Genomic DNA, 14354 nt, shown 5'->3' with positions numbered 1-14354 from the left:
GTACAAATTTATTATGGAGGCGGATCCTGCTATGACTCTTCGCGAACTTGACCACCAGCTGGCCATGTTAAAATCAGATTATGTACGCATACAGGGAGATCTGGAAAAACTCGAATCTTTCGGAGGTAATACTGACGGTATTATGCGCGAGCTCGACATTCTTGAAAAAGAAATGCATGACATTAATACACAAATCCGGGAATACAATAAATAAGCGGGCCAGTCGCGGCCCGCTTTCCTGTGCCGATGTACCTACTGACGTGGTGCACCCTTCCTTCTAAACAGCCAAGCAATTCTTATTTTTCACTTTTAAAATTTCAGTCAGTTTCCCAATGCTGAAAACGGGAATGACATGGGAGAGAAAACGATGAAGTTATAGGAGGAGTAGTATGGCACAAGTAAAAGAAACCTTGTTTAACCAGCAGCATATAAGCAACCACATTTTTAAAAATAAGCTGATCGTCGCTCCGATGACACGGATTAGCGCAGATGATGACGGTACGCCAAACGACCGGATGCGCAGATACTATGAGCGTTATGCTCTCGGTGGTTTTTCCGCTGTTATTTCGGAGGGAATTTACACCGATGAAATTTACAGCCAGGGCTACGCCAATCAGCCGGGACTCGCCAATGAAAAGCATCAGCAGGGATGGGAGCCGATCACAAAAGCAGTTAAAGAGCACGGAAGCAAAATGATCGCCCAGCTTATGCATGCCGGCGCTCAGTCCCAGTACAATCAGTACACAAGCGAAACAGCTTCCGCTTCTTCTGTGCAGCCTCCTGCTGAAAAAGTATCTTCCTACGGCGGCCAGGGAGCTTTCCCAGTCCCAAAAGCCATGAACGAGGATGATATGGAGACTGCTAAGCAGGGATTTATTCAGGCTGCTCTTCATGCATTAGAAGCGGGATTCGACGGTGTAGAGCTTCACGGAGCGAATGGATATCTGCTTGATCAGTTTTTATCCGCTTCCACCAACAAGCGTACAGACCAGTACGGGGGTCCCGTGGAAAACCGTGTACGCTTTCTCACCGAAGTAATTGAAGCCGTGCGCGAAGCCATCGGCCCTGTCCCTATTCTGGGCATTCGTATTTCGCAGGCCAAAGTAACAGATGGCTCTTATCGCTGGCCGGGCGGAGAGGCAGATGCTGCAGTTATTTTCTCCGAGCTAGGGAAGACGCCGCTCGATTATATTCATACTACGGACGGTGACGGCCTCGGTGACGGCTTTGGAAATGACACACTCAGCATGGCCCAGGCGGCTAAAGAATACAGCGGGCTCCCGGTCATTGCCAACGGAGACCTTGGAGACCCGGAAAAATCGTCCCACGCCATCGATGAAAGTGCTGCTGATTTTGTGTCTCTTGGCAGAACCGCTCTGGCCAATCCCGATGCCCCCCACCGCATTCTCCATGGCCAGTCGCTGAACAGCTTCGATCCTTCTCTTATTATGCAGCCGCTTGCTAATGTGAAAGATGCAGAGCTTGAACAAAATATCTTCAAAGAATAAAAATAAGGAGAGGCCGGCTTGGCCTCTCCTATTCTGCAGGGGTTCCGGAAACGAGAAACCGTACTTTTTTCTCCCCTAAATTGATTTTTACAGGCGTTTCGGTATAAACTTCTCCATCCGTGTCTGCCTGTTTTACCGGATCTGTAGTCAACTCGATATTTTTGCCGAGCACGTGCTCAATGGGGCTGTTTTCATTATCAATTTCCTTAGTCCCCATCGTTGCAAAAAATTCTCTCATTAAGCTGTTGCCGCCCTCTGGAACAATAAAAATCTCGAACTGCTCGTCCTGCATTGAGGTGTCTCCTACCGGCACCTGGTTTGTACCGATGGAGTGGCCGTTCATGATCAGAATCATTACCGCTTCCCCGGTGTAGCTTTCTCCGTCAATTTTCATTTGATAAGAAAATACTTCCGGATTTTGAACAGTTTGCAGCGTGCTGATAAAATAACTTAGCTTTCCGATCGCGCCCTTTAAGTTTTCATCAATATTTTCCGACGTTTCCACAATCAAACCTATTCCGTAAAAGTTAGCGAAGAAACGATCATTCATGGAACCGATATCGATTTCTTTCGTGTTTTTTTCAAGCATATCTGTCATAGCCCGCTTTGGATTCTGCGCCAAACCGAGAGATCTTGAGAAATCATTACAGGTGCCGTATGGAAGCACACCTACATCAGGGGCATACGGGGACTCCATCAATCCATTGATGCTTTCATGAATGGTCCCGTCGCCGCCGGCAATAAATACTGCCTCTACCTGTTCATCTATCGAAGCACACGTTTTACGTACATCTTCTTTGGACTGCGCCTGCCTGATGACAAGCTCCACAATAGAAGTTCCCCATACCTGGATAAATGTATTTAACTGCTTTTGTTTTTCATTAACGTCTTTGTTTCCGTTAATAATAAGTAAAGCTTTTTGATACATATGAACGTCTCCCCTATCCTGTCAAATACACGGCTTCCTGTTTAGAAGACGCTAACCGTATATTCCCATTTCCTTAGAGTAAAAAACAAGGGAGATGCTTTCTATTCGCAGTGCAGAATCATTCTTTTGGAACCAGTGTATAAATTAGACCAGTACATACGCTCTGCGCCGGTCGGGCAGGGCTTGCGCCTCCATACTGATTTCATGCTTGCGCTTTCTGTATATGTCAAAACGTGCACTTCCTTTGGGTTTTTCCCGGTAAACCAGGCCCCGCCTTTTTCTAGCGAAATAAATTGTGCTCCCCGCAGTGTTTTTATGTTCCGGTAAGCCTTCAGGCTTTCATCCATCAAAGCTGCGTACAGCACAACCTTTTGCGACTCCTGTTCCGGCGAAGAAACACCGATTGTTTTCCAGTGTTTTTTTACACACTTTACTACATCCAGCTGACTCTCAATACTTGCTCCTGTCAGTTCTTTCATTACATTCTGAATAATAGAAATAAACAAATCATCAATTTCAGGCATTATTCTTTTCGCATGATGCTGCTTTTTCACCCTTATACCGCTCCTTCATTAATTACATTTTTGAAGCATTGGACATTTCGCACACACTTCATCACTATTACTCAATGCTTTATAAATAGAACACCAGGACCGTTTCGCATAGCAGATCGGTACGTTTTGATTTTTGGCCCGTTCCTTTAATTTGGCAGAAACATTGTGATTGATGAAATCAGTAAGCACAAGCACCAGATCAATATTTGGCGGAATTTCCTTTTGTACCATTTTTACTTTACGCCCGGTGACATGCTTGATGTCCTGAAAGCCTAATTCTTTTAACCGGTCGGGTATGGCCCCCAGTCTGTCTGCTCCAATGATCATCAATCCGTCCATGTTTATCCTCCTATTTGAAAATAATTCTCATTTGTTATGTATAGTTTATTGAAAACGATTCTCAATGTCAATATTTATTCCTGAACCTGAAGTTTTTATTCTTCCTCTATGTGGAATATACTTGATAGAGTATGCTGTCAGTCAGTCAAAAAGGGAGGCACTTGTATGAAAAGCCGCGAAGAAGTTCATATAGAAACATTTACCGTGGGAGACGACGGTAAGATACCTAATCATCCGAGTTTTCCTGCGCTCGTTTATAGACAGACTGTAACCGGCTCTGAGGATGTTAAAGAACTTTTTAATTCAAATAACTGGCTGGGAGCATGGAAAGGAAGTGTATTTAAATACCATCATTATCACAGTAATTCGCATGAGGTGCTCGGATGCGTAAGTGGTTCCGCCCTTTTGCACATAGGCGGCGAACAGGGCCCACAGCTTAATGTAAAACACGGCGACGTATTGATTCTGCCGGCTGGATACGGCCATAAACTCATTGAGCAGAGTGAAGACTTTGCAGTTATTGGTGCTTATCCAGGCGGTTCGGATTATGATATGTGCACCGGGGACCCTTCCGAGCGCCCGGAAAAGATAAACAATATTTACCGCGTTCCTCTTCCCGATTACGATCCCGTTTTCGGCTCAGATGGACCACTTTTTACTTATTGGACAAATTTTTCATAAACGAAAGGAAGCAGCATATAAAATGGCAACGAAAACGAGACAAATACTCCTGCACGAAAGACCAAAAGGCCTGCCCGATAAAAATACCTTCGCATTTAAACACGTAGAAATCGACGAACCAGCAGAGGGAGAAGCTCTTCTGCAAATGATCTATATCTCTGTTGACCCTTATATGAGAGGACGAATGGACGACCGCGAATCATATGTTCCTCCTTTTCCGCTTCATAAACCAATTGCCGGCGGGGCCATTGCAAAGGTGCTTAAAAGCCGCGACGATTCTTTAAACGAAGGCGACTACGTGACCGGTAATCTGCCGTGGCAGCAATACGTTAACGTGAGCGCTTCGGATGTACGGAAGGTCCAGGCGGAAGCAGCTCCGGTTTCTGCTTATTTAAGCGCTGTCGGCATGCCTGGTCTCACCGCCTATTTCGGCACCCTCAGCATCGGCCAGCCTAAAGAGGGAGAAACATTCGTTATTTCCGGCGGCGCCGGAGCTGTCGGTTCACTTGCCGGGCAGATTGCTAAAATGCAGGGCGCACGTGTAGTCGGCATTGCGGGTACCGATGAAAAGCTCGATTACATGAAAAGCATTGGCTTCGACGAAGTAATCAATTACAAAACAGAGGATTTAACAAAAGCCATCAAGCGGACATGCCCGGACAAAGTAGACGTGTACTTTGACAACGTCGGGGGTGAAATGAGCGATATTGTGCTTGATCATTTAAATAAATTTGCCCGTGTAGTTCAGTGCGGGGCAATTTCTACTTATAACGATCCGGACAATTACGGACCGAGAGTCCAATTCAAGCTCATTAAATCAAGCGCATTGATGAAAGGCTTTATCGTAGGCGATTACGCTGATGAATTTGATGAAGCAACCAAACAGCTTGCAGCCTGGGTAGCTTCCGGGGACCTGCAGTATGAAGAAACAATTCTCACCGGATTCGACCGCATTCCGGAAGCATTCATCGGCTTGTTCACCGGCCGGAACACGGGCAAGCTGCTCGTGGATGTTTCCCAATAACACCAGCATTCCAATGCGCACTACAAATAAAAAAAGCCGCCTGACCATAAAATTGGTCAGGCGGCTTTTTTATACTTTCATTAATTTAAGGAAGGTCCCGAAGGCTTACGAGCACTCTGCTTTTCTCTTGACTGTTCCTTTAGTTCTTCTTTCTTTTTTACCTCCTGGTTGCTTGGCGGACTCAGGCTGAGAATTTTGTCTCCTGCCTCAGGCTTTATTGCATTATCAAGAGCAAAGAACTCCAGGCGCCCAGTCGGTTTTTGGATGCCGATCAGTACTACATCCTCCGCCCGGTCATTTAAATATGACTGGTATGAATATTCTTTTGTTAAAGACGTTAATTTAAATACGTAACCCGCATCTACTTTCCAGTTCAGCTCTTCAAACGTCGCGCCTTTTTCAAACAGTACGCGGCCGCCGACTTTTCTCATCAGTTCATCGGGTTCATTCCGGTCTGATTGATGCCAGCTGAGCTGAAACAGATCCTTCCTTCCGAATTCGGGGACAAAGGTGGTACAAACCAGCGAATTATAAGAATCCCGGTCGGTAGCCGCGATAATCTTATTATATGGGGTCATGTCCAGTGAATACTCCGACTGCTCGGAGAGAATCTCTCCCCGGTAGTAAGCAATTCCCGCTTTGCGGGCATTAAACAAATGTTCAAACGAAGAGTCGGCAATCAGAACCGGCACATTCATTTCCTTCAGCTTTTGAGCAAGATTTGTCGTAAAGGAACTTCCTCCTACAAACAGAACTCCCGGAAGTCCCTCTTTTGAAAGATTTAACTTTCTGGCAAGCGGCCCGATAGTAAACCCATGGAAGCATACAGTCGCAAACACGAGCGCAAACGTAAGCGGAGTGATAATAGAAGCCCCGGCATAGTTGTATTCTTCAAGCACATTTGCAAAATACCCTGCTACTGTTAAAGCTACAATCCCCCGGGGAGCGATCCAGCCGACCAGCGCTTTTTCCCCAAATGTTAAATCGGTCCCTATGGTCGATAGCCATATTGAAAGCGGACGAACTAAAAACAGCATCAAAAGGACGTAGGCGATAATTTGCGGGTCGAAAATCTGCATCAGCGTAGCCCGGTCGAGTGATGCTGTCAGCATAATAAATATACCCGAAATCAGCAGCACGGAAATATTTTCTTTAAAGTGCTGCATATCGCTGATCGAGCTGATACGCAGGTTCGCAATTGTCATTCCCATCGCAGTAACGGCCAACAGTCCCGTTTCATGCATGACTACGTCCGAAATGACAAAGCTTGCAATCACCATCGACAGAACGACCGGAGATTTCAGAAACTCCGGCACATGACCCCGTTCAAAGGTCCAACCGATAATTCTTCCGAACAGAATCCCCAGAAAGACAGCAAACAACGAAGCCATAAAGAAATTAACGAGTGATACGAAAGCCGACTCTTCGGAAGTGAAAGTGCGGATAATTTCAAACGCAAATACTGCTAGAAGAGCGCCAAACGGGTCAACGACAATTCCTTCCCACTTAAGTATTCTGGCCGGCCTCGGCTTCAGCTTTGCCTGCCGGAGAAGCGGCAGAATGACGGTAGGTCCCGTGACGATCAGCAAACCACCGATAATAAAGGATACTTCCCACGATAAGCCTGCCACAAAGTGGGCTGTTAATGAGCCCAGTATCCAGGCCAGCAAAGCTCCTATCGTGATGATACGGTACACAGGCTTCTGAAGCCCCTGAAGCCCTCTGAAATCAAGATTCAGGCTTCCTTCAAACAAAATTATAGCTACGGCAATCGATACGATGGGACCATACAGATCGCCAAATGCTTCGGAAGGATTAATCAGTCCAAATATCGGCCCGATCAAAAGCCCGGCCACAGACATAACGACTATGGCCGGCAGCCTAGAGAACCAGGCAATCCACTGGGAGCCGATCCCGACGGCACCGATCAGCATTAGTTGAAACAATAGAGAGTCCAGCATACTATTTTCCCTTCTTTCCACTCCCGTTTTTTTCTCTTTGGGTTTAATCTTGTATGTAATTCGTATTCCTTTCACTTTTTAATCACTTGAAATAAAAAGATACTATACTAAACCCTATTGTTTCAATCAAAGCAGTTTATAAATATATATTTTTTCATAAAAAAGCACGCTTTTACACAAAGCATGCTTTTCGTTATCTTTCCTTTATTTCTTCCTGCACAGCCTCTCCGAGATGACGTCCCGGCTCATCGAGTCTGCAGTAGATCCGGTCTCCGGGCCGGCAGTCTTTCAAAGCCATCGGCTCATATTGGTCCGTCATTAAATAAACGCTGTCCGCCCACTGCAACGTGGCGGACAGGTGCGTATCCCCTGCGCGGACCTTGACTCTCACGAGTTCGCGTTTTTCAATTTTCACTCTCCCTACCGGCACCTGACGCGAAGCTTTGCCTTCGTATACGGTCACCGGCTCATCATGCTCTACTTCTGCGAGATATCTCGTTTTTTCCTCTTCAAAAATGTATTGGTGCACAGCTCCGGCGTTGATACGAAACACGCGGGCCGGGTACGTGCTGGTCGTACGGTTTTCCGAGAGCGTATAAATGTACCCGTGCCCTGTGTCCCCGACAAGCAGACCTTCAGCTGGAGACAAAATATCTGCTGCGTCTATACAGACACGTGACCCTTCCCCCATCGGCTCTATTGCTTCCACAATACCCAGCTTCCATACCTCATTTTCCATCATACTCATCAGCACCCACTGCTTCCGGAGGAGCTTTTGCCTTCTTCCTCCATTTTCATTTTGTGTTCTCTCCCCCACTTTTCCAGCTCCCGGAGAAGAGATTCGAGTGACTCCCCGTAGCTTGTAAGAGAGTATTCCACCTTCGGCGGGACCACCGCGTAAGCATGACGTAATACTAATCCGTCATGTTCGAGCTCTTTAAGCTGCTTGATTAATGTCTGATGATTAATCTGCTGCAGCTGCTGTTTAATCTCACTGAAACGGAGCGTTTTCCCAACCAGCTCCATAAGAATGACCGCTTTCCACTTCCCGCATACTTTGTCGAGCGTAATTTTTATATTTTCTCTTTCTTCTATTGTCATTCTTTCACTCCTTTAATCTAAAAAAAGAAACTACTATATATTCGGATATAAGTATGCACAAATATATTACATGTAGGTATTATAGCCTTAAAGACACGTGAATAAACGTATAGAACCTGTTTCTTCAAAAAAAGCAGCAGCCTCTTTTAAGAGACTGCTGGGTTCTACTGTTCTTCTGCTATTTCCGAGAGCTCAGCCCAGCGTGTCATCGCCTGGTCCAGCTTTTCATTGGTTTCCTTTTGGATATTGGACCATTTTTCGATAGCCGCGAGGTCGCTGCCGCTCTGCTCCATCTGTTGCTCTGCTTCCGCCAGTTCATCTTCAAGACGGGCAATACGCTCTTCGATCTGATCCCACTCCTGCTTTTCTTTATAGGACATTTTTTTCTTTTCCCCAGCCGCGCTGCTGACTGCTGCTGGCTCCGGCTTCTTCTCTTTACTGAGCGCCGGACGGGAAGCATCCGCTTCTGAACTCATAAATTCTGAGTAATTCCCTTCGAATAAGGTGACCTGGGAAGACTCATTAAAGACAAACAGCTTTTCAGCTACCCGGTCAAGAAAATAGCGGTCGTGGGAAACGGTAACGACTACGCCTGGGAACTGCTGAAGGTATTCTTCGAGTACGCTGAGTGTCTGTACGTCCAGATCGTTCGTCGGCTCGTCCATAAATAATACGTTCGGCTCGGTCATTAAAATACTGAGCAGGTACACCCTCTTTTTTTCACCACCGGACAAACGTGAAATATACGTCCACTGATCTTCACGTTCGAACAGAAAACGCTCAAGCATTTGCTCAGCCGAAATACTTTCACCGTTAACAGTATATATAACTTCGGCAATATCACGAATATATTCGAGCACACGCTTGGATTCATCCAATTCTTCCTGCTGCTGTGAATAGTAGCCAAGCTTTACGGTCGGGCCGTACACGACATCCCCGGCGTCAGGCTCGGTGCGGTTGGCCAGAATGTTTAAAAGCGTCGTTTTTCCAGTACCGTTCGGACCGACAATTCCTATTTTTTCTCCCGGTGTAAACATATAGTTAAACTGGGAAAACATATTCTTCTCTCCGTAGGATTTTTCCAGATCCTCCGCTTCTATTACTTTCTTTCCAAGCCTCGTAGAGCCTACCGGAACCTGCAGCTCTTCTTTCTTTGGCGGCCCCTCCTGCTGTTTTAAAGATTCTGCCCGTTCTTTCCGGGCTTTTTGTTTTGTACCGCGAGCCTTCGGCTGCTTCTGAAGCCAGGCCAGCTCACGCTTTAATGTGTTCTGCCGTTTGGCTTCGGCATGCGCTTCATTTGCTTCACGCTCTGCACGTTTTTCCAGAAACAATTCATAGTTGCCGTCATACTCATAAAGCCGGCCGCGTTCCAATTCAAAGATTTTATTCGTTACTCGGTTTAAGAAATAACGATCGTGCGTGACTAAAATTAAAGCTCCGTTGTAGTTGGACAAATATTTTTCAAGCCAGTTAATCGACTCATCGTCGAGATGGTTCGTCGGCTCGTCAAGAATAAGAATGTCGCAGTCCTGAATAAGCGCCCGGGCAATGGAAGCTCTTTTACGCTGACCCCCGGAGAGTTCATTAATTTTTTGGTTATAAACCGTCAGCCCCAGTCTGTTTAATACCTGCTGGGCTACAGTGCCTGCTTCCCATGCTCCGAGCTGATCCATCTTCTGCTGGGCCTTCATCCACTGTTCCTGTGCAGCTTCACTTTCGGGCTCCTGTTCTAAACGTGCCTGGGCTTTTTCATAACCTTTCACTGCTTTCATAATATCGGAAGAGCCTTCATACAAATAATCAATCAGGTTTTCTTCCTCCGGCAGCTCCGGATCCTGTGGCAGGTATTCAATCCTCAGCTGTTTGGAATGCTGAAGCTTCCCCTTCTCCGAGGAATCAATTTCAGAAATCACGCGGAGAAGCGAAGATTTCCCTGTTCCGTTAACACCGATCAACCCGATACGGTCTCCAGGCTCGATCGTAAATGAAATATGGTCAAAAAGCACCTTTGTGCCGGTTGTCTGGTATAAATTTTCTGCTACAAGCAGACTCATGCTCTCACCGTTCCTTTCTCGTCCTTTCCTATCTTAGCATACTTGCTCGCGCTCCTGAAAAACCCTGGGCTATTTAAAGTCCGGAAAACAAAAAAGCACTTCCCATCAGGCTGGGAAAGTGCTCTTATGCGAAAAATTAGAATTAGGAAAGATCCATTCTTTTCTTTTTGTTTCTTGGCGGCCGGCTGTTTTTACTGGAGCCGTGCCCCTGCCCCTGAGGACGCTTTTGCTTATATTTCGAAGACGGCTTGCCCTGGCCTTTAGAGCCCTTATTACGAATCGGCGCTTCCGAAGTAAGTTTTACCGGTTCTTCTTTCACTTCGCGTGCGTTCATTTTCAGCGCCGCTGCTACGATTTCTTTTGCATCGTATTCATTCAGCAGCTCTTCTGCTGTACGCTCCCAGTATTCGTTATCGTCGACTTCCATCGATCCGACCAGTTTTTGTACGGCCTGCTGGGCACGGCCTTCAACTGCATCGTTTCTCGTCGGCTTTGGTGCTTTTTTCAATTTGGCCTGAACCGTTTTTTCGATAAGACGCAGGTGCGTCATTTCTCTTGACGGTACGAAGCTGTATGCTACGCCTTCGTTTCCTGCCCGTCCTGTACGGCCGATCCGGTGCACATAGCTTTCCGGGTCCTGTGGAAGGTCAAAGTTGTATACGTGTGTGACACCGCTCACGTCAATGCCGCGGGCAGCTACGTCAGTAGCAATCAATAGCTCAATCGTACCTTTTTTGAATTTCTGAAGCACTTTATCTCTTTGAGCCTGCTTCATGTCGCCATGAATTCCTTCTGCTGCATAACCGCGTCTTGATAATGCCTCTGCGAGTTCATCTACGCGGCGCTTCGTACGTCCGAAGACAATCGCAAGCTCCGGCGGAGTATAATCGAGCATATTACAAAGCGTCTCGAACTTTTCCTGTTCGTTCACTTCGATATAATACTGATCGATTTTCGCTACTGTCATGCTCTTGTTTTTTACTTGAACCTGCTCAGGATTAGTCATGAATTTATCTGCTACACGCTTCAGCTTTGGAGGCATAGTAGCTGAGAATAAAAGCATTTGTCTCGGCTCCGGGATATCCTTTAAGATTTCTTCAATGTCATCCACAAATCCCATGCTGAGCATTTCGTCTGCTTCATCGAGAACAACCGTATTCATTTTTCCAAGGTCGATCGTTTTTCTCCGCACATGATCCATTAAACGCCCCGGCGTTGCTACAATGATTTGCGGTTTTCTTTTCAGCGCTTTGATTTGGCGCTGAATATCCTGTCCTCCGTAAACGGCTACTGCTGTAACACGTTTATGCTTTCCGAGGCGGTTTAATTCTTCGGATACCTGCACAGCAAGCTCTCTAGTAGGGGCAAGTACAATGCCCTGCGGAGCGTTAGCTGTTTTATCGGCTGCTTCAAGAAGCGGTATGCCGAAAGCTGCAGTTTTTCCTGTACCAGTTTGTGCCTGGCCAATAATATCCGTTCCGTTCTTCGCTTTTGGAATAACTTCCGATTGTATGGGTGTTGCTTCTTCAAATCCCATTTCTTCAATAGCTTGAAGAATAGGTGATTCCAATCTTAGTTCTGAAAATAAAGTCAAGTATATATTCCCCTTTTATGCTTATTCGATCATTTCGTATGAACTAATTAACATTACCATATTCATGAAAAGAAATCCATCTAATTTTCATATTCCATAGAAATTAACTACAAATTCACACTGATCATTTAATTGTAATGAAAACGTAACATAAACTGCATTGAACAGTGTATATATATGACGATATAATTAAATTACAAAATTTTCATTTAATTACGCATATAAACTATGTAAGGAGGACGGGTAAATGGCTGTGGAAAACAAATTCGCATATTTTGTTGACCGTTCTGGAAGGCAAGTCACGGTGGGAACACTCAAAGATATCGAGCAAATGGACTTAGGCCGTGGACAGATTTATTATTGCGATTCTGAACAGGCGCTCCTCCAGGGTGTTAAAGAGTATTACCATAAAGAGTGTATCATCACTCTCCGTTCTCCAATGAACAATTTTAAAGAAAACCTTTCACGTTAAACTCTTCCCTGCTTTCTCTGAAAGCAGCGGTATACATATAAAGAGGGTCCGCTTTTCACTGCGGGCCCTCTTTACGTCTTTAATTCACTTCAGATTGAACCTTTACTTCAATGTTGTTTCGTGTAGCTTTGGAATAAGGGCAGTACTGGTGGGCAAGATCCACTAATTCATCTGCTTCCTCTTTTGAAACACCGCTGATTTCTACTGTGAGTTCAGCAGCCAATTGGAACATGCCGTCGGATTCGTCTTTTTGCAGACTAACGGCTGCAGTTGTTTTAGAAGAAACGTCTTTATTTTTCTTGCTTGCCTGAAGGTTCAGCATGCCATCAAAGCAGGCTGCATAACCTGACGCAAAGAGTTGTTCCGGATTGGACCCTGATTTGGAAGAACCTGAACCTGGCTGTTCCAGATTCACATCAATCATTCCATCTTCAGAACGAACATGACCTTCACGACCGCCTTCTACAGTAGCTTTTGAAGTAAATATTGTTTCTGCCATACATAACTCCTCCATTCAACTTAATAACGATTGATTCCAATAGTTACTATACACTTTTACTCCACTTTTTAAACATCCATCTTTCCAATGTAATTTATTGGATTGCTTTTCACATAAGCTGAAGAAATAGTAAATACGGCAGTTGCCCGGGAAGGGCCGCTGTTATAAAATCATTGAAGATTAAGTGAAAATGACTGCCTGAAGACCTTTTACTTTGAAAACAATTCCCCGATTAAGGAGTGGCCGAAATCATGAATCAGGACTTCCCATTAAAAACCCCAACTAATTCTTTACTGCTCACAGCCGTTGATCATACCCGTGTCGGAGTCATCATTACTGATCCGGATATAGAAGACAATCCCATCATTTATACGAATAGCGGTTTTTGCAATTTAACCGGATATTCTGCCGGGGAGATTCTTGGAAGCAACTGTCGTTTTCTCCAGGGACCAGAGAGCGATATTCATACTATTGATCGCATGAGAGAAGCGTTGAAAAAATATGAACCAATTTCGATCGAAATTACTAACTACCGGAAAGACGGCACTAAGTTTTGGAACGAGCTTCATATTGATCCTGTATATGAACCGGAAGAAGATAAATATTATTTTATTGGAGTGCAAAAAAATATTACGAAACAAAAAAATGCAGAAAAAGAGGCTTTAGAGTATTTCAATGAAATTAACCTTCTTTCCACTCCTATCGTTCCAATCATTAATAGTGTGTACGCGATGCCACTAATCGGTAACGTCGATGAGCAGAGACTGAAGATTATTTTCACAAATATTACTGATGTAATTCATCACTCCAAAGTAGAAACACTCATTGTCGACCTTTCCGGTCTTTCTACACTAAATGACGATATTATGAAAGGAATATTTACTCTAAATGATCTTTTGAAATTGCTCGGCACAGAACTGATTGTAACCGGCATTTCTCCAAGTCTCGCGGTAAGGTCCAAAGATATGGATTTTGATTTTTCCGCTTTTCAGACCTTTGGGACAGTTAAAGATGCAATTCGTTTCAAGCAGCGTAACAGTTGATATTGATGCCATTAAAATTCGTTCGCAAAATGTATTGCTATTGTTTGGAGCACATGATATGATGAGATTACTATTTTGATCCGTTAGTCAGAACAAGGTTAGGGTTTTAGCTTCTGAACTTGGTACTATGCGGTTTGCAAGATAAGTAACATTTGTGCCATGAGGCACGCAGGAGGATTATTTTTATGGAACAAGGTACAGTTAAGTGGTTTAACGCAGAAAAAGGTTTTGGCTTCATCGAACGCGAAGGTGCAGACGACGTTTTCGTTCACTTCTCCGCTATCCAGGAAGAAGGCTTTAAAACCTTAGAAGAAGGACAAACGGTAGAATTCGAAATAGTAGAAGGCGACCGCGGCCCACAAGCTGCAAACGTCACTAAAAACTAATTAAACCATATAAAGCCGCTCTCTTTTGGGAGAGTGGTTTTTTCTTTTTAAAAAGCTTACTTATTCTTTAATATTTAACTATTAAAGTCTGTTGCTATAATTTGGTTAACATGATACAATGAGATTACTATTTTGATCCGTTAGTTTGAACAAGGTTAGGGTTTTAGCTTCTGAACTTGGAACTATGCGGTTTGCAAGATAAGTATTATT

16 protein-coding genes are annotated in these 14354 nt (G+C 44.8%); 7 read left to right on the top strand and 9 right to left on the bottom strand.

Annotated features, from left to right (window positions below):
- The first annotated feature begins 31 nt into the window (after nt 1–31).
- Complete coding sequence (locus G548_RS0113245) at nt 32–214, top strand: SE1832 family protein (RefSeq protein WP_022794637.1); 183 nt, start codon at nt 32–34, stop codon at nt 212–214.
- 175 nt (nt 215–389) lie between these two features.
- Nucleotides 390–1508, top strand: coding sequence for an oxidoreductase (locus G548_RS0113240; RefSeq protein ID WP_022794636.1), 1119 nt, complete (start codon nt 390–392; stop codon nt 1506–1508).
- A gap of 28 nt (nt 1509–1536) precedes the next feature.
- Here G548_RS0113240 and G548_RS0113235 read toward each other — a convergent pair whose 3' ends face one another.
- The 3 genes from G548_RS0113235 to G548_RS0113225 form a co-directional block, all read right to left on the bottom strand.
- Nucleotides 1537–2436, bottom strand: coding sequence for a diacylglycerol/lipid kinase family protein (locus tag G548_RS0113235; RefSeq protein ID WP_022794635.1), 900 nt, complete (start codon nt 2434–2436; stop codon nt 1537–1539).
- 101 nt (nt 2437–2537) lie between these two features.
- Nucleotides 2538–2990: a hypothetical protein gene (locus G548_RS0113230; protein ID WP_022794634.1), complete on the bottom strand. Its 453-nt coding sequence runs from the start codon at nt 2988–2990 to the stop codon at nt 2538–2540.
- 18 nt (nt 2991–3008) lie between these two features.
- On the bottom strand, nt 3009–3329 hold the full coding sequence (locus G548_RS0113225) for a DUF2325 domain-containing protein (RefSeq protein ID WP_022794633.1): 321 nt from the start codon (nt 3327–3329) through the stop codon (nt 3009–3011).
- Nucleotides 3330–3494: 165 nt separating this feature from the next.
- Between G548_RS0113225 and G548_RS0113220 the strand changes: the two genes are divergently transcribed.
- A complete protein-coding gene (locus G548_RS0113220; protein WP_022794632.1) occupies nt 3495–4010 on the top strand; it encodes a cupin domain-containing protein in 516 nt (171 codons plus the stop codon).
- A 22-nt stretch (nt 4011–4032) separates the two neighbouring features.
- Nucleotides 4033–5034 (top strand): NADP-dependent oxidoreductase, encoded by a 1002-nt coding sequence (locus G548_RS0113215; protein ID WP_022794631.1) that lies wholly within the window; start codon nt 4033–4035, stop codon nt 5032–5034.
- Between the two features lie 80 nt (nt 5035–5114).
- Here the strand turns inward: G548_RS0113215 and G548_RS0113210 are convergent, their stop codons facing one another.
- From G548_RS0113210 to cshA, 5 genes are all read right to left on the bottom strand, one after another.
- Entirely contained in the window at nt 5115–6995 is a 1881-nt protein-coding gene (locus G548_RS0113210) for a cation:proton antiporter (protein ID WP_022794630.1), read from the bottom strand.
- A gap of 193 nt (nt 6996–7188) precedes the next feature.
- On the bottom strand, nt 7189–7743 hold the full coding sequence (locus G548_RS0113205; protein ID WP_022794629.1) for a 3-dehydroquinate synthase II domain-containing protein: 555 nt from the start codon (nt 7741–7743) through the stop codon (nt 7189–7191).
- On the bottom strand, nt 7743–8096 hold the full coding sequence (locus tag G548_RS18205) for a winged helix-turn-helix transcriptional regulator (protein ID WP_022794628.1): 354 nt from the start codon (nt 8094–8096) through the stop codon (nt 7743–7745). Before G548_RS18205 ends, G548_RS0113205 begins: the two co-directional genes overlap by 1 nt.
- A gap of 164 nt (nt 8097–8260) precedes the next feature.
- Entirely contained in the window at nt 8261–10150 is a 1890-nt protein-coding gene (locus G548_RS0113195; RefSeq protein WP_022794627.1) for an ABC-F family ATP-binding cassette domain-containing protein, read from the bottom strand.
- A gap of 142 nt (nt 10151–10292) precedes the next feature.
- Entirely contained in the window at nt 10293–11744 is a 1452-nt protein-coding gene (cshA, locus tag G548_RS18200) for a degradosome RNA helicase CshA (RefSeq protein ID WP_022794626.1), read from the bottom strand.
- Nucleotides 11745–11991: 247 nt separating this feature from the next.
- Between cshA and G548_RS0113185 the strand changes: the two genes are divergently transcribed.
- On the top strand, nt 11992–12216 hold the full coding sequence (locus G548_RS0113185) for a hypothetical protein (RefSeq protein ID WP_022794625.1): 225 nt from the start codon (nt 11992–11994) through the stop codon (nt 12214–12216).
- A 79-nt stretch (nt 12217–12295) separates the two neighbouring features.
- Here the strand turns inward: G548_RS0113185 and G548_RS0113180 are convergent, their stop codons facing one another.
- On the bottom strand, nt 12296–12715 hold the full coding sequence (locus G548_RS0113180; protein ID WP_022794624.1) for an organic hydroperoxide resistance protein: 420 nt from the start codon (nt 12713–12715) through the stop codon (nt 12296–12298).
- Nucleotides 12716–12966: 251 nt separating this feature from the next.
- On the opposite strand from G548_RS0113180, the gene ytvA reads away from it, so the two are divergent.
- Together ytvA and G548_RS0113170 are read left to right on the top strand one after the other, a co-directional pair.
- The gene (gene ytvA / locus G548_RS0113175; protein WP_022794623.1) at nt 12967–13758 is read left to right on the top strand and encodes a YtvA family blue-light photoreceptor; all 792 of its coding nucleotides are present in this window, start codon (nt 12967–12969) and stop codon (nt 13756–13758) included.
- Between the two features lie 185 nt (nt 13759–13943).
- Nucleotides 13944–14144, top strand: coding sequence for a cold-shock protein (locus G548_RS0113170; RefSeq protein WP_027847408.1), 201 nt, complete (start codon nt 13944–13946; stop codon nt 14142–14144).
- The last annotated feature ends 210 nt before the right edge of the window (nt 14145–14354 follow it).

The sequence above is a fragment of the Marinococcus halotolerans DSM 16375 genome, from assembly GCF_000420725.1.
Classification (GTDB): domain Bacteria; phylum Bacillota; class Bacilli; order Bacillales; family Marinococcaceae; genus Marinococcus; species Marinococcus halotolerans.
This window is presented reverse-complemented; position numbering and strand designations above follow the sequence as displayed.

Bases quoted from the DNA above. Each gene is read 5' to 3' on its own strand.
- G548_RS0113245 (WP_022794637.1), top strand. From the start codon at position 32: ATGACTCTTCGCGAACTTGACCACCAGCTGGCCATGTTAAAATCAGAT.
- G548_RS0113240 (WP_022794636.1), top strand. From the start codon at position 390: ATGGCACAAGTAAAAGAAACCTTGTTTAACCAGCAGCATATAAGCAAC.
- G548_RS0113235 (WP_022794635.1), bottom strand. From the start codon at position 2,436: ATGTATCAAAAAGCTTTACTTATTATTAACGGAAACAAAGACGTTAAT.
- G548_RS0113225 (WP_022794633.1), bottom strand. From the start codon at position 3,329: ATGGACGGATTGATGATCATTGGAGCAGACAGACTGGGGGCCATACCC.
- G548_RS0113220 (WP_022794632.1), top strand. From the start codon at position 3,495: ATGAAAAGCCGCGAAGAAGTTCATATAGAAACATTTACCGTGGGAGAC.
- G548_RS0113215 (WP_022794631.1), top strand. From the start codon at position 4,033: ATGGCAACGAAAACGAGACAAATACTCCTGCACGAAAGACCAAAAGGC.
- G548_RS0113210 (WP_022794630.1), bottom strand. From the start codon at position 6,995: ATGCTGGACTCTCTATTGTTTCAACTAATGCTGATCGGTGCCGTCGGG.
- G548_RS0113205 (WP_022794629.1), bottom strand. From the start codon at position 7,743: ATGAGTATGATGGAAAATGAGGTATGGAAGCTGGGTATTGTGGAAGCA.
- G548_RS18205 (WP_022794628.1), bottom strand. From the start codon at position 8,096: ATGACAATAGAAGAAAGAGAAAATATAAAAATTACGCTCGACAAAGTA.
- G548_RS0113195 (WP_022794627.1), bottom strand. From the start codon at position 10,150: ATGAGTCTGCTTGTAGCAGAAAATTTATACCAGACAACCGGCACAAAG.
- G548_RS0113185 (WP_022794625.1), top strand. From the start codon at position 11,992: ATGGCTGTGGAAAACAAATTCGCATATTTTGTTGACCGTTCTGGAAGG.
- G548_RS0113180 (WP_022794624.1), bottom strand. From the start codon at position 12,715: ATGGCAGAAACAATATTTACTTCAAAAGCTACTGTAGAAGGCGGTCGT.
- ytvA (WP_022794623.1), top strand. From the start codon at position 12,967: ATGAATCAGGACTTCCCATTAAAAACCCCAACTAATTCTTTACTGCTC.
- G548_RS0113170 (WP_027847408.1), top strand. From the start codon at position 13,944: ATGGAACAAGGTACAGTTAAGTGGTTTAACGCAGAAAAAGGTTTTGGC.